Annotated in this window: 21 protein-coding genes; 10 read left to right on the top strand and 11 right to left on the bottom strand. The window is 46.7% G+C overall.

From position 1 onward, the window contains the following. Position 1: 1 nt before the first annotated feature. Positions 2 to 841 carry a kinase gene (locus ACFOEE_RS07860; RefSeq protein ID WP_377122906.1) on the top strand — a complete coding sequence of 280 codons (840 nt, stop codon included), beginning with the start codon at positions 2 to 4 and terminating at the stop codon, positions 839 to 841. 9 nt (positions 842 to 850) lie between these two features. After that, the gene (locus ACFOEE_RS07855) at positions 851 to 1,657 is read left to right on the top strand and encodes a PhzF family phenazine biosynthesis protein (protein WP_377122904.1); all 807 of its coding nucleotides are present in this window, start codon (positions 851 to 853) and stop codon (positions 1,655 to 1,657) included. A gap of 106 nt (positions 1,658 to 1,763) precedes the next feature. Here the strand turns inward: ACFOEE_RS07855 and ACFOEE_RS07850 are convergent, their stop codons facing one another. Beyond that, complete coding sequence (locus ACFOEE_RS07850; protein ID WP_377122902.1) at positions 1,764 to 2,225, bottom strand: HugZ family pyridoxamine 5'-phosphate oxidase; 462 nt, start codon at positions 2,223 to 2,225, stop codon at positions 1,764 to 1,766. Positions 2,226 to 2,575: 350 nt separating this feature from the next. On the opposite strand from ACFOEE_RS07850, the gene ACFOEE_RS07845 reads away from it, so the two are divergent. Further along, positions 2,576 to 4,600: a methyl-accepting chemotaxis protein gene (locus tag ACFOEE_RS07845; protein ID WP_377122900.1), complete on the top strand. Its 2,025-nt coding sequence runs from the start codon at positions 2,576 to 2,578 to the stop codon at positions 4,598 to 4,600. Positions 4,601 to 4,675: 75 nt separating this feature from the next. On the opposite strand, the gene ACFOEE_RS07840 is transcribed toward ACFOEE_RS07845, so the two are convergent. Together ACFOEE_RS07840 and ygjK are read right to left on the bottom strand one after the other, a co-directional pair. Then, complete coding sequence (locus ACFOEE_RS07840; protein ID WP_377122898.1) at positions 4,676 to 5,875, bottom strand: iron-containing alcohol dehydrogenase; 1,200 nt, start codon at positions 5,873 to 5,875, stop codon at positions 4,676 to 4,678. A 119-nt stretch (positions 5,876 to 5,994) separates the two neighbouring features. Beyond that, positions 5,995 to 8,295 carry an alpha-glucosidase gene (gene ygjK / locus ACFOEE_RS07835; RefSeq protein ID WP_377122896.1) on the bottom strand — a complete coding sequence of 767 codons (2,301 nt, stop codon included), beginning with the start codon at positions 8,293 to 8,295 and terminating at the stop codon, positions 5,995 to 5,997. A 185-nt stretch (positions 8,296 to 8,480) separates the two neighbouring features. Here ygjK and ACFOEE_RS07830 point away from each other — a divergent pair, with 185 nt between their 5' ends. Then, entirely contained in the window at positions 8,481 to 10,634 is a 2,154-nt protein-coding gene (locus ACFOEE_RS07830; protein WP_377122894.1) for a tetratricopeptide repeat protein, read from the top strand. Between the two features lie 43 nt (positions 10,635 to 10,677). On the opposite strand, the gene ACFOEE_RS07825 is transcribed toward ACFOEE_RS07830, so the two are convergent. After that, positions 10,678 to 11,268 carry a porin family protein gene (locus tag ACFOEE_RS07825; RefSeq protein WP_377122892.1) on the bottom strand — a complete coding sequence of 197 codons (591 nt, stop codon included), beginning with the start codon at positions 11,266 to 11,268 and terminating at the stop codon, positions 10,678 to 10,680. Positions 11,269 to 11,596: 328 nt separating this feature from the next. Then, positions 11,597 to 11,953 carry a hypothetical protein gene (locus tag ACFOEE_RS07820; protein WP_377122890.1) on the bottom strand — a complete coding sequence of 119 codons (357 nt, stop codon included), beginning with the start codon at positions 11,951 to 11,953 and terminating at the stop codon, positions 11,597 to 11,599. A 338-nt stretch (positions 11,954 to 12,291) separates the two neighbouring features. Here ACFOEE_RS07820 and ACFOEE_RS07815 point away from each other — a divergent pair, with 338 nt between their 5' ends. The 3 genes from ACFOEE_RS07815 (at position 12,292) to ACFOEE_RS07805 (ending at position 14,921) form a co-directional block, all read left to right on the top strand. Continuing rightward, positions 12,292 to 13,197, top strand: a complete 906-nt coding sequence (locus ACFOEE_RS07815; protein ID WP_377122888.1) for a DMT family transporter — start codon at positions 12,292 to 12,294, stop codon at positions 13,195 to 13,197. A 1-nt stretch (position 13,198) separates the two neighbouring features. Then, a complete protein-coding gene (locus ACFOEE_RS07810; protein WP_377122886.1) occupies positions 13,199 to 13,933 on the top strand; it encodes an SIR2 family NAD-dependent protein deacylase in 735 nt (244 codons plus the stop codon). 154 nt (positions 13,934 to 14,087) lie between these two features. Further along, a complete protein-coding gene (locus tag ACFOEE_RS07805) occupies positions 14,088 to 14,921 on the top strand; it encodes a DUF417 family protein (protein ID WP_377122884.1) in 834 nt (277 codons plus the stop codon). Between the two features lie 73 nt (positions 14,922 to 14,994). Here ACFOEE_RS07805 and ACFOEE_RS07800 read toward each other — a convergent pair whose 3' ends face one another. From ACFOEE_RS07800 to pspF, 6 genes are read right to left on the bottom strand one after another with little or no spacing between them, the layout of a single operon-like run. After that, positions 14,995 to 15,756: an ATP-binding cassette domain-containing protein gene (locus tag ACFOEE_RS07800; protein ID WP_377122882.1), complete on the bottom strand. Its 762-nt coding sequence runs from the start codon at positions 15,754 to 15,756 to the stop codon at positions 14,995 to 14,997. Position 15,757: 1 nt separating this feature from the next. Further along, positions 15,758 to 16,750, bottom strand: coding sequence for a peptide ABC transporter ATP-binding protein (locus ACFOEE_RS07795; protein WP_377122880.1), 993 nt, complete (start codon positions 16,748 to 16,750; stop codon positions 15,758 to 15,760). Beyond that, positions 16,750 to 17,643 carry an ABC transporter permease subunit gene (locus tag ACFOEE_RS07790; RefSeq protein ID WP_377122878.1) on the bottom strand — a complete coding sequence of 298 codons (894 nt, stop codon included), beginning with the start codon at positions 17,641 to 17,643 and terminating at the stop codon, positions 16,750 to 16,752. The genes ACFOEE_RS07795 and ACFOEE_RS07790 overlap by 1 nt, the downstream gene beginning before the upstream one ends. Next, the gene (locus tag ACFOEE_RS07785; protein ID WP_377122876.1) at positions 17,630 to 18,664 is read right to left on the bottom strand and encodes an ABC transporter permease; all 1,035 of its coding nucleotides are present in this window, start codon (positions 18,662 to 18,664) and stop codon (positions 17,630 to 17,632) included. The genes ACFOEE_RS07790 and ACFOEE_RS07785 overlap by 14 nt, the downstream gene beginning before the upstream one ends. Continuing rightward, positions 18,664 to 20,271 carry an ABC transporter substrate-binding protein gene (locus ACFOEE_RS07780; RefSeq protein ID WP_377122874.1) on the bottom strand — a complete coding sequence of 536 codons (1,608 nt, stop codon included), beginning with the start codon at positions 20,269 to 20,271 and terminating at the stop codon, positions 18,664 to 18,666. Before ACFOEE_RS07780 ends, ACFOEE_RS07785 begins: the two co-directional genes overlap by 1 nt. 2 nt (positions 20,272 to 20,273) lie before the next feature. Then, positions 20,274 to 21,356 carry a phage shock protein operon transcriptional activator gene (gene pspF, locus ACFOEE_RS07775; protein WP_377122872.1) on the bottom strand — a complete coding sequence of 361 codons (1,083 nt, stop codon included), beginning with the start codon at positions 21,354 to 21,356 and terminating at the stop codon, positions 20,274 to 20,276. A gap of 182 nt (positions 21,357 to 21,538) precedes the next feature. Here pspF and pspA point away from each other — a divergent pair, with 182 nt between their 5' ends. The 3 genes from pspA to pspC all read left to right on the top strand — a co-directional run bounded on the left by pspA (position 21,539) and on the right by pspC (position 22,919). Next, positions 21,539 to 22,201 (top strand): phage shock protein PspA, encoded by a 663-nt coding sequence (pspA, locus tag ACFOEE_RS07770; protein ID WP_377122870.1) that lies wholly within the window; start codon positions 21,539 to 21,541, stop codon positions 22,199 to 22,201. 77 nt (positions 22,202 to 22,278) lie between these two features. After that, positions 22,279 to 22,512, top strand: coding sequence for an envelope stress response membrane protein PspB (pspB, locus tag ACFOEE_RS07765; protein WP_377122868.1), 234 nt, complete (start codon positions 22,279 to 22,281; stop codon positions 22,510 to 22,512). Beyond that, entirely contained in the window at positions 22,509 to 22,919 is a 411-nt protein-coding gene (pspC, locus tag ACFOEE_RS07760; RefSeq protein ID WP_377122866.1) for an envelope stress response membrane protein PspC, read from the top strand. Before pspB ends, pspC begins: the two co-directional genes overlap by 4 nt. Positions 22,920 to 22,922 lie beyond the last annotated feature (3 nt).

The following is a 22,922-nucleotide window of genomic DNA, read 5'->3' as shown; positions in this document are numbered from 1 at the left end:
CATGAACTCAGTTTGGCAGCAAGATTTTTTAAAGCAGCATCAGTTACCGCAGAGCTATTTACCTGCAGCATTGAAGATTGCAGCACGGCTTGAGCAGGAGCGGCAACGCAATATTGATAAACCTTGGTTGCTAGCGATTAATGGTGCCCAAGGTAGTGGTAAGTCAACCTTAGCAGCCTGGTTGCAATGTTATTGGCAACAGCAAGGGATAGACGTAGCGGTAGTTTCTTTGGATGATTACTACTTAAACCCTTTAGCACGCCGAGTGCTTGCTGAGCAACAACATATTTTATTGCGTCAGCGCGGCGTGCCTGGTACGCACGATGTGGAGCGGGCATTGCGAGATTTCAAAGCATTCAAAGCGGGGCAAGCGGTTGCATGGCCACAGTTTGATAAAAGTTTAGATAGCCCAATTGCAGACCGTCCAGCACGACAAACCAGCATAGTGATTTTTGAAGGTTGGTGTGTGGCAACGCCGGCGCAACCTGAAGCAGAACTATTACTCCCTGTAAATGCCTTAGAAAGCCAACAAGATGCAACAGGAACTTGGCGCCATTTTGTTAATCAACAACTGGCAACCAGCTATGGCACTTGGTTTGACATGTGTGATTATCTGGTCTATCTCCAAATTGATAGTTTTCAGCGAGTATTGGCTTGGCGCACTTTACAAGAGCAGCAATTACGTGCCCGTACTGGTAGAGGTATGAGTGATGCAGAAGTGGCTGATTTTATTCAGTTATTTGAGCGCTTAACCCTACATGCCATGCGAACCTTGCCAACCCAAGCCAATCTGGTTATTGCACTGGATAGCCAACATCAGATGCAATTGAAAGCTCAGTAAGGACAACCAATGAAACTTGATATTTATATTGTTGATGCTTTTACCGACCGCATTTTTGCAGGTAATCCTGCAGGGGTTTGTATTACCGAGCAACCGCTCAGTGAAACTTTGATGAAGCAAATTGCCGCGGAACTGGGGGCGAGCGAAACCGCTTTTTTGACTTTAAATGATTTTCGCTTGCAGTGGTTTACTCGAGCTCAAGTTGAAGTGGCGCTCTGTGGTCACGGAACTTTGGCAACGGCATGTGTGCTTAATGAACTTGGCTTGGTTGCGGTAGGGGACGAAATTGCCTTTAAGACTCAGTCGGGGCGTTTAACCGCCGCGGTACACCGTCACCATAGCACTATTGTATTGCCGCGCTTGGCGGTACTCGAAACCTCGTTTGAATCAGTGCAATTTGAGTTAGATGCTTTTGGCCTCAATCCTGAGCAGCTTACTTTTGCTGGTCGTTTTGGTGAGCGGGTACTACTACAAGTGAACTCAGCCGCCTTAGTGCGGGGTTTAAACCCCAACTTTAGCCAATTATTAGCTCGAGCAGGGCGCGGGGTGGTGATCTGCGCGCCCAGTGACGACCCAGAATATACTTTAGTGTCACGTTATTTTGCGCCTTGGGTGGGTATCAATGAAGATCCCGTCACGGGCTCGACGCATTGTGCCCTTGCTGACCATCTATATCGCCAGCAGGGACTCAGTGAATGGTGGGGTTATCAAGCGTCGGCACGCGGCGGTGCGGTAGGGGTTAAATTAAAATCCGACGAGCAAGTTGAACTAACCGGTAACGCAGTCATTGCCTTAAAAGGGCAGTTAAGAGTTTAATTTGTAAAACGCGATGAGCATGCTTAGGCAGAGAGTTTAGTACGTGCAGCAGTTCGCAGTGCAGTCGGCAGCCTAGCTGCTAACTGCGATAAAGAGATGACGAGTATTAATTCGCAGCGTACCACTCATCGCGTTCAAGCCAGAAGATCTGGCCAAACCCGCCAATAAAACGTAAACGTTCAATATTGATAAGCCAAATATTGAAATCCCCCATCATAGCGTACTGCTCTGCATCTCGGTATTTTTCACAGAAACTAGCTATTTCAACCAAACTCTCACTACGAGCAAGTTGCGTGGCGCGTCCCATCACAGTGAGTCGAGCGGCATTGGCGCTGCCCAGCTGTTCACGTTCAATCACAGTCAAAGATAACTTGCCATCTGCGGCGAGATTCTTAGTATGCTGAGCTAAATCACTGATAAAAAGGCATAAGTCACCACTCTCCAACAGCAGAAATTGCACCATAGAGCCAAAAGGAAAACCTGGCATAGTGTTGGAGTTGGTCGATAACACGGCAATATCTGCGTCCGTCAACAGCGCTTTTGCGTCATTAACTGCTTGTTTTCTCATGAGGATACCTTGCATTTTGGCTAATCTGTTTAAAGCTTAACAGAGTCATAAAAAAAAATCTGTGCTGCAGTTTAGCGATACGCAAATTACTTGGTGTTGTTGGTTGGCGGCTAGTAAACCAAGCCCATGGGTTAGATCTAATATGTGATTAGATCTGCTTTGTGATTGCGGTGAGGGAGCCTAGCCGACACGGTAGCAACTTTAATTAGCAAGGTATCAGCGTCATTTTTAGTTGATAACGGAGTTGAGCGTTGCGAACTAGCAGAAAATTGCATAAAACGTTAGAGTAAGCTGTTGGAATTTTAACAATTTTATATCATAGTAGCGAAAATCGTGAAACTAGTGACATTATGCTAAGAAAATTGTCGATAAAACAAAAAATCACGCTAGGCTTTAGTGCCTTGGGCGCATTGTTGGTGCTCGCCTGCATTTTAGCCTATATCGCACTGATGCAGATCCAGCAGGCAAATACCCAAGTCAAAACAATCGCAGTCCCAGTGCAACGGGTAGCGGACGCCCTACAATTGCAACAATTGCAGCTGAGTAAATTGATATCTCAGGGTTTTAGTCAAAGCAATGAGGCAGCTTTAAACAAAAGCAATCAGCAGTTTACTGTGGTGCTTCAGGGCTATCATGACAAGCAACGAGAATTGCAGCAGTTGCTGAGTAGCAAACCTAAATTGAACGCAATGCTAGCGCAAGCAGTTACACAAGGGGAATCGGTGACTGCCGCAGGCAAAACCTTGTTTGCGGCTAAACTCGCGGCGCTGCAAACACATCAGCAACTATACACTCTGGTGACCGAACTGGGCGAAAAGCGCAGCGAAGCCAGCAATGCCATGCTGGACATTGAGCTCATTGAAACTAACGCGCAAAAGCAGTTAGAGGAGGTAGCAGGCACAGGTGTACGTATTGACGACTTGCTATTTACTTTGGCAACCAACAGTAAAGCCATCGCGCAATTGAGCAGCGAAGAGCTGAGTCAGCACCAAGATGACATGCGCTTTTTGCTCGATAACATCAGCAATAACTTTGATTATTTAAAGCAGCAAGCGGCGGGGCTACCACTGGATGAGGTGTTTACACGTTACCAAACGGCGATGACGACGTTACGGCGTTTATTGGATAGCCCAGGCGAGCTCTATGCTGCCCAACAACGTAAACTTAATGCTCAGCATGAGGCGGCAAGCGCTTATCTCAGTGCAGAATCGAGCGCTGAGCAAATTATTACCTCGCTTGAAACCTTACGCAATGGCGCACAGCAGCAGTTCGATTATTATCAAGAAGTGGCCGAAACTCGGATCAGCCAAGCACAAAATATGGCGGTAGTGTTAGCGGCAGTATTCTTACTGCTTGGCGCGTTTATTTCAATTTCAACCAGTCGTGCGATGCTGATGCCACTCAACGCCGTAAATAAGATGCTCCATTACCTGGCGGCTGGTGATTTCTCACGACAAATGAGTAAGCGTCATGACGATGAATTTGGCCAGTTGATCGATAATATTACTCAAGTTAAAGACAGCTTGCGGGCGCTATTGGAAGACATTAACCAGCAGGTGCATGAGCTGGAACATTTGTCGGCTAACTCTCTACAGCAGAGTGAAACCATAGCAAATAATGCCAATGCGCAAAGGCAACGCATGGGCAGCGCGAGCGATTTAGCCAGCCGCATAGCAGCAAGTGCCGCGCAGGTTAGCCAAGGATCGCAAAATAGCTTAGACACTGTGCACAGTGCCGATGCGGAAGGAAAGCGGGTAAAGCAACTGGCGTTGGAAAACCGCGGGCATATTCTTTCACTAAGCCAACGGATGGAAGAGGTGGTGACCAGTATGACTAAGCTGACAGCCCACAGTCAGAATATTGGTGGTATTTTAGATACCATTTCCGCTATTGCTGAACAAACTAACCTCTTGGCACTTAACGCTGCCATTGAAGCTGCACGTGCCGGAGAGCAAGGGCGAGGGTTTGCTGTGGTGGCAGATGAAGTGCGTACCTTGGCGTCACGCACTCAAGCGTCAACCAATGAAATTAACCAAATGATTGCTGCACTGCAGCAAGATACTGCGGCGGCAGCCAAGGCGATTAATACCGGTAAACAAGATGCTTTACTGTGTGTATCGCAAAGCGAAGCGTTGGCTAATGCCATGGAGCAGATCAATGACGCGCTCTATAACGTGACGCTTATCAGCAGCCAAGTCAGTGAAGCGGCGCATAGTCAGGCACGTGACTGCCAACAAATTGAGGGGGTGATGGCTGATGCAAAAGCAACGGCAATTGATAACGCCACCGCGATGCAAACTTTAGCAAAAGGTAGTGCGTCATTAAGTCAATTTGCCAATCGTTTAACCAAATTGGTCGAACGCTTTAAACTCTAGCGTAAAGGCGCAACCCTGCCCAAGCTAAGGGCAGAGTTGCAGCCACTCTTTCCTCGCTTTCACTCAGCTTAACTGTTAATGCGTAACTAGAGTTAAGATCTGCTGACAGCTTGATTCATCCATAAACACCGGTACCGGATAATCTGGGTGCGCTTCTGCGAGTGCCGCTTTGGCTAACGTGCCAATATCTATGCTGCGGATTTCAGGCAATGATTTTGGGATCTGAGCTTGGGCCAGTAAAGCTTCAATGCGCTGTAATACATCATCAGCCTGCTTGGCTGTGGGATAGTCTAACGAGGTCATTTGGCAATAAGTGGCAATACTTGCTAGTTGTGGCTGCGCAAATTCGCCATACCAACGTAATACCGGTAGCAGCAATACTGAGTTTGCCAGACCATGAGCTGTGCCATAAGTCGCGCTGAGTTGATGTGAAATAGCATGCACATAACCCACCGAGGTGCGGGTAAATGCTTGTCCAGCGTAATGTGAGGCTAATAACAACTGCTCACGAGCGTGTTCATTTTGGCCGTCTTGCAAAGCTTGCGGGAGAAAATCAAAAATTAAGGCGCAGGCTTTTAACGCTCGCTCGCGACTAAACTGCATGCAATTAATGCTGAGCAATGCTTCAATGGCATGCGTGAGCGCATCCAATGCGGTGGTAGCGGTAATAAGCGGTGGTAAGCTGAGCGTGAGTTCAGGCAACAGCACGGCATGCTGTGGCACCAAAACCAGATCCGTAGCGGCAAACTTCTGTTTATTGATAGGGTCATTAACCACTGCTGCGACTGTGGTTTCTGAGCCAGTGCCGGCGGTGGTGGGAATAGCGATATTAGGCGGTAAACGGCGTAAGATCTTAAACAAACCTTTAAGCTCGGCGAGTGACTTTTTGGGCCGAACGACTCTGGCGCCAATAAACTTCGCACAGTCGATAACTGAACCACCACCGACGGCGATAATGCCGTGACAATGCTGCTGGTGGTAAACGCTAAGGCCATTTTCCACGTTACTTAATGTTGGGTTTGGGTCAACATCACTATACAGTACCGGAACTAGTTCATGCTTCCGCACTGCGCTTAACACAGCCTCAACCACACCCAACTTGACTAAGGTGTGATCACTAACAACTAAAACCTTTGTGCCAGATCTGAGCTTTAACTGCTCAATGGCGCAGTGCAAACCTGATGTGCCCCGGTACAGTTTAGGGCTCGGAATGCCGACGACAACCACAATACATTTGAGAATGAAATGGTAAAGGCGATACCAGTAAGTTGTCATCGTTTTTTATCCTTATTAAGCCGATGCTGACGCAAATGTTGATGCAAATGCTGACGCAAATGTCAGTAATACTGTAGCATGACGAATACTGGCTCGCGACCATGTGAGTAAAAATTCAGCTATTCATTAGCCGCGTTAAATTCGCTGGCGAGCAAGTATAAGTGCGCTGCACTCCATGAAAAATTGGGTGCGCCTTGCTGTTCGCCTGTAAAAGGGTGGTAATTCTCGCGAATGGGCGCTTGGGCTAGCAAGCCATCGGCGTGCTTAAACAATTTGCCAATCAGTTTATTGGCATCTTGCTCATAGCCATAGTGACGAAGCCCCACTACCGCAAAATAAAACTGATCAAGCCAAACTCGGCCACGCCAATAGATATTAGGACCAAACGCGGGGCTGCTAAGCGCTGCGGTGGGGAAAGGTACTGGGGTATTAAACTCTTGCTCAGACAGCATTACCTTACGCACTTGCGCCGCTTGTTCTGCACTCGCCACTTGGTTAAACAGCGGTGACCATCCTTCAGGTCCTTTGCCTCGCGCGGTTAATGGCCGTCCGGCACATCCATTCGCAAGTGGTGTCGCTGCGATTTCAATGTCGTAATAAAAGCCGCTGCTCTTATCAAACATGCAGCGGTTGATGTAGTCGCTAAGCTTTTGCGCGGCATGCTTAAAGTGAGCAGCGTCCGCTTGATTACCTAAGATTTCAGCCATGGCTGCCAATAAGCGATTGTCGCTGACCATATAACTGGCTTGGTCAACCGACTCTTGTAGCAAGGAATAGCCCACTAATACCCCGTCTTGATTGCGGTTTTCCCCGAAATTGACTTGCCAATCGCTCGCCTTGCCACCCTGTTTTAGGTATTTTTGCAATTGTTCTGCACTAATAAAGCCAAAGGTTGCCGCATCATCTCGGCCGGATTCCCAAGAGGCCGCAGTTTGCGCAGGGATCTCTAACTGCTGCTGTAAGGCTAAATGCTGTTGGTATTGCTTCAGACCCGTTGCGGCGACGGTATTGCCATGCGAGTCTTGGTAAGCAAATATCAGCTCACCGGTGTTGGTGTTGTGGGCTTTATCAAGGGTGGCACCATATTCCACCACACCATTACGATTATGGTCACGGTTGCTTAACCACCACTTTCGATAAGCTACGAGCTTTGGATACATAGCGGACAGCCAGTTTTTGTCTTGATTGGCTTGATAAACCGCCATCACCGCCCAAGCTGCTAAGCTTGGTTTGGAATTTCTTTCACTCCAGTTGCCTCCATCACCACCTCGTTCAGGGCTAAGGTTATATGCCAGCAAGTCCGGCAGCATGCCCGCATCTTGCGGGCGTATCGGGTCATTGGGTTGAATTTGACCCGCAAACACCGCTTCAATATTGGCTTTGGCAATATCGGGCGCGAATTGGCTCATCGCATAGGCTTGTTTCCATGAGTCCCACGGCCAAGTTAAGTTGCCAGAAAACCATCGCGCCGTGACAGAAGGAGTCACTGTGTCATACGCCACCGCGCCAGCTTGGGCACGCCAGTTGCTGATTAAGGTTTCGATACTCTTTACTGCAATACGTTGCTGTGATGCTGGCATGGCGTCCAAGCGCTGCAAATAACCCTGCCAGCGTTTTGCACTGGCAGCGAAGTAAGTATCAGGTCTGGCTAGCATAGCTTGCTGCATAGGTGCATAAGTTTGCTGTTCGGTTTGGTTATGCACATAACTGTATAAAGTATAAAACTGTGCAGCGCCGCTAATGGCGGCGGTTTGGGTGTAGTTGGCACCTTGAATTTGTGTCGTTGTCGCGAGCGTTTTACGCACTTGATAGCGCGAGGTGCCTGATGTAAGCAGTTGCCAAGGGCTGCGTACTTGACCCATTACGATATCCAGACCCTTTGGCACAGCTTGCCATGCGAGTTGCAAGGTAGGGAAGGCTTTGGCAAGCGAGGTTTGTTGATCCCATTGCTGTTGCAGTTCACCATCAAAACGCAGCTCCAAGGGGGTATCAGTAAACACCTCGGTTTTGAGCAATGAGCTGCGGGGGCTGACAAATCTTAAACTGAGTTCAACGCGCACCCCCTCAGCCGTAAGTGATTGGCGCAATAAACCGGGTTCACTCCACACTTTGCCAGTCACTGGAACATGCACACCAGCGCGCCACACTTGTAAGCGGTCAATACGCTTACTGAGGTACAACAAATATTCCTCAGTCACAACCGCCGCACCGGGAAAGCCGCCTAATTCGGCATCGGATGTTGGCAACAAATGGCCGTGCCATGCACCGTTATCAAACAATGGATTGTAAGGGCTATGGCCATATTTGTCGGCGGGGCGAGCAACACTCGGTTCACCACGACGGTCAATGACATTGTGCCATTGAGCTAAGGCGGGCAAACTCAGTAAAAAACAGCAAATCAACAGCAAGGCGTGGCGCATTATCATCTCCTCATTTTGATTGATTATTTTAAATTTGAATATTGTATGCAATATAATGCGATGAATAACTCGCCTTAGTGCGTTTGCTCCATTTTTTCACACATTTAGCGCTTACGCTAAGATTGGTGCATAATAGTGCACTTAACATCAGCACTTAACCGGAAACTAAATGAGCAGTTATCAAAATGGCTAATTACTTCAAAGTCTTAAGTTTTTTGTTAATTTGCTATGTTGGTGCGACGGTTGCGGATACGCCGCCAGATTTATCTAAGCTACTAAACGATGAGCCAAAACAAGCGCTTGAATTAGTTCAGCAGCAATTGGATGCAAACTTTAGCACGCCAAAGCCCAATAATATCACTTGGCAAAAGTTGGAGATCATTCAGCTTAAAGCGCTCATCAAGCTCGGTGATTATCAGCAAGCAAAACAAGTTGCGGCGCGGCTTATTGCGCTAGCAGAAGGGGTCAACCAAGGCTTATATCAGGCTGAGGTGTTTTTTCATCTTGCTGAAATCAAACAACAAGAAGCAGATTATAGTGCCGCGAAAAAAGCCCTAGAGCGTGCGTTAGATATTTTGCCGGTAACCGAAGACACCTATCTCCATGCCGAGATCTTAGGTTTATTTAGCACTATTTATCGCTTTGAAGCGCGCTACGCTGATTCACTCACCGCAGCCGGTAAAGCTTTGGCGATTTACCGCGCGCAAAATGACCTCATGAAACAAGCGAACATGCTTAATTTACTCGGGGTGATTCATGATTATATGGGCGACTACCAAAGTGCCTTGCAATCCCACGAAGCATCGCTAGAGATCCAACGAAAGCTTGGCAACCAACAGGGCATTTCTAACTCTTTGTATAATATGGGTGAATTATACCGAGATCTGAATAAACTCAGTTTAGCGCAGCTGTATTTCCAACAAACGCTCACCATTGACCGTGAAAAAGGCAACCCAGTCCATATCGCCAATAGTCTAGGCAAACTGGCGCAAGTGAGCTTGGCACTCAATGATAGCAGCAGCGCCCGGCGCTATGTTGAAGAGGCTTTAGAGTTAGTGCGGGAAATTGGCGCGAAGAGTGACTTAGCTTGGCAGCTCAGCAATTTGGCGCGAGTGGAAATGGCCGAAGGGCAGTTTGCCCAAGCGCATAGCCATGCGCAAGAAGGCTTGTTGTTAGCGGTTGAAGTCAAAGCGAAACGCACTGAACATTTGGTGAGAATGGCATTGGTGGATATCGCCAGTGCCCAGCAAAAACATGCGGAAACCTTGTTGGCATTGGCTCCCTTGTTGGGTGATGACGCCCTCGGCAAACAAGAGCGAAGCGCACTGCTAAAACGCCGCGCCGATGTGTACAAAGCATTAGGTGATTTTCAGGCAGCTACGGCCGATTTAGAACAGCATAGCCAATTACAACAAGAAGTCTATGCCGGGCTTGATGCCAAGCAAGCGGAGCGCATGAAGTTTAACGTCGAATTTGCCCGCCAAGCCAATGCCTTGCAGTTGGCACAAAAAGACCAAGCTTTGCAAGCTGCACGGTTAGATTACTTAGCGCTAGAGAGAACTAGTATTGCGCTAAGCTTAGTGCTGGTATTGTCGCTAAGTTTGTTTGGCTTGTGGCGATTTCGCCAAAAGCAAAAACTCAGTGAAGTTAAAGCTTCTCTCGTGGCGCAGTCGCTGGCACAAAAGAAACGTTTTTTTGCCGATGTATCACACGAATTACGTACGCCACTAACGGGTTTAAAGCTTATCGTGGAAGCGTTACGTTATCGACTTGAACCAGACGTTGATGCCGCTTACCAGCGCCTAGACAATAAACTTTTGCAACTCGATACCTTAATTAAAGATATCTACCAATACACCCAATTGGACTCAGGTGTGATTGAGTTGAATTTGCAGCAATGTGAGTTTAATCATTTGCTTGAAGACATAGTACGAGACTTTCGGCCATTGGCCGAGGCCAAAGCACTGCACTTGAGTTTGCAATTGCCAGAGCAGCGACTAACGCTTGATTGTGACGCCATGCGGCTACGGCAAATCATCAGTAATTTATTGAAAAATAGCATAGCTTACACAGATGCCGGCGGGGTGATTGAACTGCTCTTGGTAGTGCAAGCACAAGGCTGGTTGTTGGTGATTGATGACAGTAAACCCGGTGTGCCAGACGCACAATTGGCAAAGTTATTTGAGCGGCTATTTCGTGGCAGCAGTGCTCGAAGCCGCGATGCGATGGGTTCAGGGTTGGGGATGTCTATCTCAAGGCAATTAGTACAGCTACACGGCTGGAAAATTGCAGCACAGCATAGCCCACTTGGGGGTCTGCGAGTCGTGCTGCAAAGTTAACTTAGGCGCTTTTGTTTAAATTCTTAAACGGCTGTTTGGTTACTTAGAAGCGATAACTAATGCCTGCCCCTAGTGTTGTGGTGTCTAAGTCGCCCATGTCGGTGTAGCGTAGCGCTATATTAAGACCAATGCCATTTTGCCACTGATATTGCCAACCCGCTTCCGCCAAATAGCCAAAACCATCTTCATCTACGACACGTTTGCTGCCGTTTTTCATTTCATAGTCGTAGCGCAATACGCCTACTTTACCGTATAAGTCACTGTTTTCAGTCAGCTCAAACTGCGCTTTTGCTGCAACTGAGAAATGGTTGTAGTCTAATTTGTTGGCATTTAGTTTAAACAGCGCATCATTGTCACGCTGACAAACAAACTTGTCGTCGTTAACATCTTTACAATCCCAGTCGTCAACCTCAGCACCAGTTGTGATACCAGCCTCTAGTGACCAAATAGGGTCAAATTGATAATTGTAAAAAAAGTATAATTCAGCAACGCCATCACCATCTTGGCTCGATGATTTGTATTTTGCACTACCGCCATTGAGTTGTGCGCCAATTTGATGAGGTTCATTTGCAGTTGCTTGGGTAGCGAATCCTAAGGTGCTGGCAAATAGAGAGATAAGAAGAGCATGTTTCATGGTGTTTATCCTTTTCGGTGTTGTGTGACGACACTTTAGCGAGGGGCGGTGTGAGAGTCTGTTGGAGGCTTGTCAGAAAATGTAAAGGCCAGTGATAAAGTGTGACATTCGAAATTTTCTGCTCAGCTTTTTACGCTTCTTGGCGTTTTAAATAACCTCAGGTTTGTATAAGAAATAGTGCAAAACTTAATAAAACAATAACTTAGCAATGTTTTATATTTCTAGCTCGATATTTTTGTCTGAATTCAAGGCATTTTGGAGCTGGAATAGCGAGCTATTTCGCTTCAAAATAACGCAGAAGTCAGTAAAAATAGCACCTAGAAACGCATTACTTATGCGAAGCTGAGGTTAAATACACTCGAATTGCCATGAGAGTCAGCGTACCTGCAACGACAGCGCAAAGGACATGATGGAAGATCAGGTGGCTGACGATAAAGGCAGGGATATCTTGCCAACCTTCAATCCACCAGAGTTTGATGATAAGACCAAAATAAGCGAGTAAATGTAGCCCTAATGCGGTTTTAAAGATGCGTTGGAAGCGCTGTTGGGTTTTATTATCCAATCTCATTAGATTAAAGCGATTGCAAAGCATTGCAATACTGGCAAACACTAGGGTTAAGAGGCCAAGTCCGAGTAATGAGGTTTTGACTAAAACCGCAACCATAATAAACGCAAGCAACACCATGCTAAGCTCCAAATGTGGCAATCTGCGGTATTGTAAGGGGTACGTAAAAGATGTCCAGCAGCTGAAAATTGTGAAATTCGCAAATTTTTCCTGATAGTCAACGAAAGTACATTGACCTGATGGGGGAAAGTCGGTTAAAAATAAGCTGATCACCGTATTTTTTCTGGACTTCCAATGAACGCTAATACCCAAGTAAATATGCTGCGACTATGGCAACCTCTGGTTGTTGTAGTGCCATGTGTTTACTGCGGTTAGCGTGTTTTTCTAACCGCGATGGTAAAAGCGGTTAGTCAGTTCAATTTCCCCTCTTTTGCCGTCACCCTAAAAGGATAAGTCGCATGTTAGTGCGTATTGCTTATTTGTTTGTGATTATGGTGTGGTCAACGACGCCACTGGGTATTGTTTGGAGTAGTGAAACTATTCCGCCAACCATGAGCGTATTACTGCGCATGGCAATTGCTTTAGTATTGGCCGCGCTTTTTATTGCCTTTGCTAATATCCGAGTGCCTTGGACACGTCTTGCTTGTAAGCAGTATTTGTACTCAAGTTTGGGGATTTTAGGTGGCATGTGCCTATGTTATATGGCGGCAAAAACTGTACCGTCAGGAGTCATCTCGCTTATTTTTGGATTAGCGCCATTTTTCTCTGGGGTACTTGGCTATAAGTTATTAGGTGAGGCTAAGTTCACTAAAATTAAGTTGTTAGCACTCATTGTTGCCTTTTTGGGGCTTTATCTTATCTGTGTAGCCCAGTTGCAAGAGCTGGAGTTAGCGCCCGCTGGAATGATTTATGTGTTGCTTGCGGTGTGTAGTTTTAGCTTAAGCGGTGTGATGATAAAGCGCGTGCCGGTGGTGGTTCACCCTATGGCAACAACGTTTGGCGCTTTGGCATTTGTAACACCCATGCTTACTTTGGTGTGGTGGTTGGTGGATGGTCAAATACAGCCAGCTGAGTGGCAGTCGAAATCAATCTGGGCCACGGTTTATTTAGGGATATTTGGTTCATTATTGGGATTTTTAGCCTATTTTTATGTATTGCAAAAGCTTCCTGCAGGAACTGTTGCACTGACCACCTTAGTGACCCCAGGATTTGCCATTGCATTAGGCGCTTGGCTTAATCATGAACAACTAACCGCGACGTTATTGGTAGGGGCGGTGATTGTTCTTGCTAGCTTAGCGCTCTTTCAATTTGGTGATAGTTGGTTTAAACAAATAAAAAGCGCTGGATTAAGGTCGGGAGCCTAACATGACACAAGTGTTATACATCACAGGAGCAGGGGTGAGTGCAGAAAGTGGTATTCCGACTTTTCGTGGGGAAGATGGTTATTGGACCATAGGTAGTAAAAACTATACGCCACAGCAAATGGCAACTAGGGCGATGTATGAACATAATCCCGGACAGTTTTTACAGTGGTACTATCATCGTTTTGTTACCTATCGCCATCACGGACCGAATCCGGTACATCATTGGTTGGCTGATAAAACCTTGATCACACAAAACATAGATGGCCTTGATGGCAAAGCTGGTAACCCAGATTATATTGCGATCCATGGCCGGCTGGATGAAGTGACTTATTATCATCAGCAAGGTGAAGAGGTTGCGCGTTTTAAAGCGCCGTGGGATGAGGTGGACGAATCCGCGTTGGAAGCGTCATTGTTGGCTTTATTTAAAATTGGTCGCAGTGGGCCAAAACTGAATGAATCACTCAAGCCGTATGTCTTGTTATTTGATGAATATTACACTGAGTTGTATCAAATCAGTCGTGCGCAGCGTTTGATGCAAAATGCCGATAAAATGGTGTTTATGGGGACTTCCTTTAGCGTCAATATTACCAATATGGCGCTCGAAATCGCTCGTAGCAACGACATCGCAATTGAGATTGTCGACCCACAACCTGCGCATGTGCTACATGCTCGCAGCCATTACCACAGAATGACCGCGCAGCAATATATTGAAACTTATGGTGCGGTGGATACCTAGGGCGATTGACTCGCTTATTACCTTACCTGCAACTTTGACTGGCTTAGATATTGTCATTGATGGCACAGCTGTAAAGGTAAGAGTGCCTAAAGTAATGAAAGTTTTCTGAGGACCAGCGGGTCTGGTAGCGCATGTTGTTCTTAAAGGGGAAGTCATGATGTTACAGCTCAGCGCGACACGTTTAGTGCAAGTCTTGTTATCAATGAGTTTATTACTGCTGGGGGGATCTTTTTTACTCGGCGCAAACTCCAAAGCGCTACAAGCGTTACTCGATTTTTATTGGCTTAGCAGTGACTGGTTAGCGCTGCTGCGGGGTTTTACCGCTGCGTTACTGGTATTTGCGGTGGTATTGCTGTGGTTGCCGAAGCGGTTATTGCCACCACGCCTGAGCAGCTTGCCACTACTACTGATTGCTTTAGTCCCGCTGTTCACTTTATTCAGCGAAACACGTTGGTTGGCAGCGTTAGGTGGCTTTCCGGCGATTGGCTCAGGGCAGGGGATAATTAAATACTATGCTTTAGTGCCGCTGCTGGTCTTTTTATGCTGGCGTGAACAATTGAGCGCTAAACAGCATGCGTTATTAAATGCCAGCAGTGTTGCGCTGGTGCTGTTTTGGATTGGCGGCATGAAATTTACCACGTACGAAGCTGAGGGGATCCAAGCATTAGTGGCAAGTTCACCGTTAATGAGTTGGATGTATCAGCTTATGTCGCTACAAGTGGCATCAAATGTGATAGGTGTGTACGACTTGTGTTTTGCCGCACTACTGTTGTGGGCGATTTACAAGGGCAATCGCCACTGGACACTCATTGCAAGCTTAGGTTGTGGCGCAGTATTTATCACCACGCAAACCTTTTTATTCAGCTTTACCGGTGCGCTTAGCATGGGAACTGTGCTGTCTGGAACGGGGCAGTTCCTTATCAAAGATTTGTGGTTTGTTGCTAACTTAGCTGTGGTGCTCTGGTGGCAGGGCAGTTTAAAAGAATAGTCAGCGCTTCTGTTGAAATTACATTGCTGAGTGGCAAGGTAGTTGGCACTCAGTGGTGTAAAATCTAATCGCTTTAGTAGGTCAGCAGACGCTGCGTAATGGTTGATTTAGGATTATCAAACACCGCGCCAGTCGCACCGTATTCCACCACTTTACCTCGGTGCATCACCATCACTTGGTCGCTCATATGGCGAACTAAACTGAGATGATGGGTGATCAAAATAAAGCACAACCCAGTTTCTTTTTGCAGTTTTAATAGCAAGTTAACGATTTGCGCCCGTACCGATGGGTCGAGACTCGAAAGCGCTTCATCTAACACTAGCACTTTAGGGTCTAAGATCAGCGCCCGTGCTAAGGCAACGCGCTGTAGCTGACCGCCGCTGAACATATGCGGGTAATAACTCTGGTGGTCGGCAAGTAGTCCCACTTTGGCTAAGGTTTCATTAATTTTTAGCTGACGCTGATGTTCGGTGAGTTGAGTATTAAAACGCAGGCAATCATCTAACACATCACCAACGGTTAAACCTGGGTTAAGTGAGCGATTAGAGTCTTGAAAAATCAGCCGAATATGGCGGCATCCGGTATCACGTCTACCGTCGTCTTCAACCGTATCACAGCCTAATAAAATTTGTCCGCTGTCGGCATTATCAGCGCCCGCTAACACCCGCGCTAAGGTACTTTTCCCTGAGCCAGTTTCACCTATCACGGCAAGGGTTTCACCTTCGCTCACCGTAAAAGAAATATCGTTTAAAACCTTGAGACTACGGCGGCGAAATAAGCCTGCACGAAGGCGAAAGGTTTTATTCAGCGCTTGAACTTTTAACACAGGTTGCATGCTACTTTCCTTTTACTAGCGGGAAATGACAGGCGTAGGCATGGTGATTGATACGTTCAACATGTGGAGTCACAACGCACGCCTTTTGCGCTTGCGGGCAGCGCGGGCCTAAACGGCAACCTATAGGTAAATGCTGCAAGGGTGGAATGGTGCCCTTCAGTGCATAGAGCGCTTCTTTGTGTGCAAGCCCTTGGCCATAATCTGGCAAACTTTTTACCAGCGCTTGCGTATAAGGATGCAGCGGCATTTTAAACAGCGCTTGAGTCGGGCCAGCCTCTACCATCTGGCCACAATACAATACGTGCATGGCATGTGACCAATCGGCGATTTCTTCCAATTCGTGGGAGATCATCAACACCGACATGTTCTTTAACTGGTTAAGGCTTTTTAACAAGCGAAATACTTGCGCTCGCGTGGTGGTTTCAAGCGCTGTAGTGGGTTCATCGGCTATCAATAATTTGGGACTGCGAGCAATGGCCATGGCTATCATGACCTTTTGGCAAATGCCTTCTGACAGCTCGTGAGGGTAGCTTGCCATGACCTTAAGGTGTTCACGTATACCCACTTTGTGTAGTAGCGCAATGACGCGATTTTTACGCGCTTCGCGGCGTTTGAAAAAGCCGAGTTCCAGAAAACTTTCGTCAGGGATAGACTCAGCAATTTGTTCAAAAACTTTGGCGGTGGGGTCAAGGCACAAACTCGGCTCTTGGTAGATCATAGCGATGTCTTTGCTGACCAATTTACGGCGCTTTTCTGCGCCTAAACGCATTAAATCGACTCCGCGCCAGTGCATACGGTCGGCAGTCACAGTCCAGCGCTTATTCAGTACCCCAACGATAGCTTTGGCGATAAGGCTTTTACCGGAACCAGATTCACCGACCAAAGCGTGTACTTCGCCTTCTTTTAAACTGAGATTGATGCGGTCAACGGCGCGGATCACGCCGTCACCGGTTTTAAGTTCAATCGTTAGGTTGCGAATATCTAACAGTTGCATTAGTCCGCCTTACGCTCTTTGAGCACTTCACGTAAGCCATCACCAACCAAATTGGTGGCGAGTACTGCAATAAACAATAGCACACCGGGTAATCCCACAGTCCACGGCGCAAGATAAATTAGGCCTAGGTTTTCCATCAAAATGGCACCCCATTCAGTGGTGGGCGGCTGCGCACCAAGCTTGAGAAAGCCGAGCGCCGCGATGTCCAAAATAGCAGTGGAGAGTGCCATGGTAAAAATAACCACGATAGGTTCGTAAATATTGGGGAAAATACCACGAGTTAAGATTTGCCACTGATTTGCCCCATCAAGACGAAACGCGGTGATATGATCTTTATTAAGCTCGTCTACCACTAAGTTACGCACCGAGTGAATATACTGCGGCAGCAATGCCAGTATGATGGCCCACACGGTATTGAGTAAACCGGGGCCAAGTATCGCAATAATGATAATAGCAAGCAGCAGCGAAGGTATGGCTAAGGTAATATCAAGTAAATGATTAAGTAAACTAGAACGTACCCCTTTGGACATACCAGCAAAAGTGCCTAGCACCACGCCAAGGCAAGTGGTGATAAGTGCAGCGACAATCGACAAACCAAAAGTGTAAGTTGCCCCATTCATCAGGCGTGAAAGCACATCTCGACCTAAGTCATCGGTGCCGAGTAAAAACCGCACATCGCCTGCATCATGCCAAGAGGGCGGCAGCAATAGTGCATCAGCGTGTTGCTGATTAATGCCATAAGGAGCCAAAATGGGGGCTGTAATGGCAAGTACAGTTAAGGCAAGAAAGATCCACAAGCCAACTAGGGCTGGGTGATTACGCTTAAACTTCTTCCACAGTCGTGAAAGAGGCGAGCGGTTCGATTCTTCGCTATAAAGCTTAAATTTTGCCATGGGCTCTGTTCCGCGAAATAGGATCTAATAAACTGTGTGCCAGCTCGGCTGCCATGTTAGCGGTGATGACAAACATGGATACTGCGAGTAAACCCCCTTGAATGGCGGGGTAATCGCGTTGGTAAATGCTGTCAATGAGCCACCGGCCAATGCCCGGCCAAGAGAAAATCACTTCTGTCACCATAGCTAAAGTGATCAAAGTACTAAATTGCAGACCAATTTGTTTGATAACAGGCAGCAGCGCGTTGCGTAGCGCGTGGTGAATGATAAGTTGCGAGCGAGACAAGCCTTTTGCGCGCGCGGTTTTGATAAAGTTTTGTTCTAACACTTCAAGCATGGAATCGCGGGTAAAGCGAATAAGCACAGTGGTTGGATACATAGCAAGTACCACAGTCGGTAATGTAAGGTGGTGAATGGCATCCCAAAACGCCAAGCCTGAATACGGGAAATCATCCAGCCAAATGTCGAGCAGCATAAAATGCGTAACCGGAGTTATTTCATAGAGTAAGCCTATCCGACCAGACATAGGGAACCAGCCAAAGGTGAGACAAAACAACATGATAAGCAGTAATGCCAACCAGAAAATTGGGATTGAAAAACCCATTAAGGTTAAGGAATTGATGACATTATCAGGCCAGCGCTTATGGTAAGCCGCAGCTAAGATCCCCGCTGGGATACCGACAATCACCGCAACTAAAAGCGCGTAAATACACAGCTCTAATGTGGCAGGGAACAACATCCAAACATGAGCGAAGACCGTTTCACCCGAAGACAGAGATACGCCCCAGTCACCGGAAAAAACGCGTTCTAAAAAGGCGAAATATTGCACCACGTAGTTTTCATCAACGCGATATTTGGCTATCAAAAGTTGATTGATTTGATAGTTGCTGTTGGTGATACCACTTAAATTCGTGAGCAGTTCCCCCGGGAATAAATAGCTTAGCGAAAAGGTAAATACGCTCAAGGTGAAAAGCATAAACAGCAATAGGCTCAAACGTCTAAACAAATAGGCCAGCAGCATTACTTTCTCCTTGCCTCGGCGAGTGAGATCCCGCCAAAGGGCCTAAGTGTAATGCCAGTGATGTCTTTGCTAGAGGCTTGAAAGCGTAAACCGTGGGCAATAGGGAAAATCGGCAGTTCGTTGGCTATCATAGTTTGCGCTTGCTGATAGTAAATTTTCCGTTCCTCAACATCATTGCTATCGAGGGCCTGAGTAAGCAGTAAATCAAACTCGGGGTTACACCAGTTAGCGGGGTTTTTGCCACTAAAGGTGGCGGTACAGCTCAGCAATGGAGTGAAGAAATTATCCGGATCGGGGGTGTCAGCTGCCCAGCCGAGCAATACGCTGTCGTGCTCGTGGCGGCCAATACGTTCGATAAACGCGTTCCACTCGTATTCGACAATCCGTACATTGACGCCAATTTGTTTTAAGTCACTTTGAATAAGCTCAGCCATTTTACGCGCGTTAGGATTGTAAATACGGGACACCGGCATGGCCCATAGCGTCATGGTAAAGCCATCTTCATAGCCTGCTTCTATCAATAACTCGCGAGCGCGGGCTGGATTGTATTGCGGCAACGCCGGCTGCGGCGCGTACGCCCAAGACGATGGCGGTAGATTTGAAGTGGCGGTAATACCGCTACCATAAAATACTGCCTGCATGATTTTTTCGACATCCACAGCCGACGATAACGCGCGTCGTACTAAAGGATTACTAAATGGAATACGTTCAGTGTTAAACGCCCAGTAACCAATATTAAGATTGGCAGCTCGGTCGACTTGAATGTCTTCGCGGCTTTGTAAAAAGCTCAACTGGGTAGCGCTTGGATGCGCAGTAATATCACATTCTTTGGTGAGCATTTTGGCAATACGGCTGGTGCCGTTGGCGGTGATGTCATAAACCAGCTGCTCAATCGCAACAGGGTGCTTCCAATATTGTGGATTGCGATGGTAACGGATCAAGTTATCGCGTAAAAAGCTCTTGTAAATATACGGGCCAGTGCCTACTGGAAGCTGATCAAAAAAAGCCTCTTTGCCTTCTGCTTGCAGCTGCATGGCATATTCTTTGGAGGTGATCACCGCAAAGTCAGTAGCTAGGTTAGATAAAAAACTGCTTTCGGCGTTGAAGAGTTCAAAGCGCACCGTGTAGTCGTCCACCCGCACTATCTGGCGGATCAATTGATCCATGCCAACACTTTGAAAATATGGGTAGTTTGCGTCACCAACAAAATGATAAGGGTTGTAGACGTCATACAGCCGACTAAAGGAGAAAATCACATCGTCCGCGTTTAAATTTCTGCTTGGCGTAAAATAACTGGTGGTATGAAAGGGCACGCCTTGACGCAGGGTAAAAGTAATTTGTTTGCCATCGTCACTGATATCCCATTTAGTGGCAAGTTCAGGAATAAACTCGCCGCTGTCTGGGTCGATACTCAATAAACGGTCATAAAGCTGATTGGCAATAATATCTATGGTTGAGCCAGTGGTGGTGACTTGTGGATTAAAAGACACCGGATTGGCTTCGGCGCAATAAACTAAACCTTGCGCCAATTTTGCTTTATTGCCCTCACTCCCTTTTATACAGCCTGAGATCAGGAAGGGGAGGAGCACCAGAACCAGCTTTCGCACTGTTATGCCTCGTTTTTCTGTTGCGAATCTAAGAGATTGTATTTTTTCAAATAGCCTCGTAACTGATGATACGTTAATCCCAACACTTCTGCAGTTTTCTTTTGATTAAATTGCGAAAATTCTAATGCTTTTTGCAGTAGCTGAGTTTCATAATCGTTTGAGAGGGTTTTTAAACAGCAAGGAAATTGCCAATTTGGCACGTTGCTGCTTAAGATAGGGTCGGCAGGTGTAAATACCGCGCCCGAACTTGTCACATCGTCAGTGGTTTGCGTTTGCTGAGGTTTTACAGCCTTTACGCGCTGTAGAGGTCTAAATGGGCTGCTAAACGGATCTAAAATAATATCATGTACGGCCAGCGCTTCACTGCCGTGGCGATAAAGGCTACGTTCAATGACGTTTTTCAATTCACGGATATTACCCGGCCAATCATAATCGAGTAGGGTTTCCCGTGCCTTTTTGGTAAAGCCGCTAAACAAAGACCAGCCTAAATCGCGTGCCATATTAATCGCAAAGTTTTCTGCCAACAGTAGAATGTCTTCACGGCGATGACGCAGTGGTGGCAAGGTAATTACGTCAAATGCAAGGCGGTCCAATAAGTCATGGCGAAATTCGCCGCTGTCAGCTAAAGACGGTAAGTCTTCGTTGGTTGCACACACTAAGCGGGTATCAACCTTAATGGTTTGGCGCCCGCCAACCCGTTCAAACTCACCATATTCAATCACTCGCAGGAGTTTTTCTTGCACCATGGCAGAGGTATTAGCTAATTCATCGAGAAACAAAGTGCCGCCATGGGCACGCTCAAAGCGACCTTCATGGCGTTTACTGGCACCGGTGAAGGCGCCGCTTTCGTGGCCGAATAGCTCACTTTCAAGCAGATTTTCGTTCAGCGCCGCACAGTTCATTTTGACGTATTGCTGATCCCAACGCTCTGATAAATAATGCAAACGAGCCGCGATAAGTTCCTTACCTGTGCCGCGCTCGCCAATAATTAATACGGGCTTATCGAGCGGTGCTATCATCGAAACTTGGTCAAGAACGGCGAGAAAACTATCCGACTGACCGAGTAAGTTGTCCTGTTGGCGCATATTGGCTAACTCTTAGTTATTTTTGCTAATAACTAGTGTATTTCATTAACTGAACAACGTGAAGTGTTTTCTTGAAATGTGTAAAGTTTTGATTTTTAATAAGTAATTGAGGTTTAAAAAGTTGGCAAGGATATTGATACTGTTATGCCAAGATTTATTAAAGTAACCACAGAGGTGAAATCATGGGAATTTTCTCACGTTTTGCAGACATAGTTAATTCAAATATCAATGCCATTTTAGACAAAGCCGAAGATCCGGAAAAAATGGTCCGACTCATTATTCAAGAAATGGAAGACACATTAGTTGAAGTGCGTTCTACCTCAGCAAAAACCTTAGCTGAGAAAAAAGAACTGGCCCGCCGTGTTGAGCACTTACGTGCTGAAGCTGCAGAATGGGCAAGTAAAGCGGAACTTGCATTGACGAAAGACCGTGAGGATTTAGCGCGTGCGGCGATTGTGGAAAAGCAAAAAGCCACCACTGCGGCTGATGCAGTAACCAATGAGTTAACCCATGTGGATTCTCACATTGAAAAGCTGCAACAAGAAGTTGCGACGCTACAAGAGAAGTTGGCAGATGCAAAAGCTCGCCAAAAGGCCATTATCTTGCGTCAACGTTCAGCTGAATCACGTTTAGAAGTGAAAAAGGCATTAGACAACAACAAAGTTGATGCCGCGCTGCACCGTTTCGAGCGTTTTGAGTCTAAAATTGATGAAATTGAGTCGCAAGTCGAGTCTTATGAACTGGGTAAAAAATCCCTTTCAGACGAGATTGCGCAGTTGCAACAAGACGAGCACATTGATGACGAACTTGCTGCACTTAAGAAAAAGTTAGCTGAAAAACAATAAGATGTCGGTCATCTCGGCGTATATTGGAATAGCCCTTATACGCCTTGGCACCCACACAAACACAACAGGAGAGGATTATGATCGACTCAGACGTTATTATGGCACCCATAATTGTATTTATGGTAATTGTGGCACCACTTTGGCTAATTTTACATTACCGCAGTAAAAAGCAAGTCAGCCAAGGCTTGAGTGAGCACGAGCATCGTCAGTTAATTGAACTAGCAAGTAAAGCCGAGAAGATGGCAGAGCGTGTCGAAACCTTAGAAGCTTTGCTTGATCAAGAATCACCCGGTTGGAGACGTAAGGTATGAGTAACAAGCGTAAAGAGTTATTCCGCGACCCTAAACGTGGCAAGCTAGCTGGGGTGTGTGCAGGTCTTAGTGATTATTTTAATATTGAGCTGTGGTTGGTGAGAATTATATGTATCTCCGCCATACTCTTAGTTGGCCCTTTTATCGTTGTCTTGTATGTGGCTTGTTGGTTTATTCTAGACTGCAAACCACAAGACTTTGACGCAGTGAAACCGTCACAAGAAGCAGCGCAGCATGAAGAGCGGGTCAGTGTTAAATTTAAGGTGTGGCAAAAGGGTGAGCCGCCAAGACAGGCGCTCTATGAACTTAAGGATAGGTTTACTCGATTGGATTCACGTATTCAAAAACTTGAAACCTATGTTACCTCTCCTGAGTACACCGTTAGCCGCGAAATAGACCGTCTATAATCT

The sequence above is a fragment of the Pseudoalteromonas fenneropenaei genome, from assembly GCF_042643375.1.
In the GTDB taxonomy this organism is placed as follows: domain Bacteria; phylum Pseudomonadota; class Gammaproteobacteria; order Enterobacterales; family Alteromonadaceae; genus Pseudoalteromonas; species Pseudoalteromonas fenneropenaei.
The sequence above is the reverse complement of the archived record's forward strand: the minus strand, read 5'-3'. Positions and strand labels throughout refer to the sequence as shown.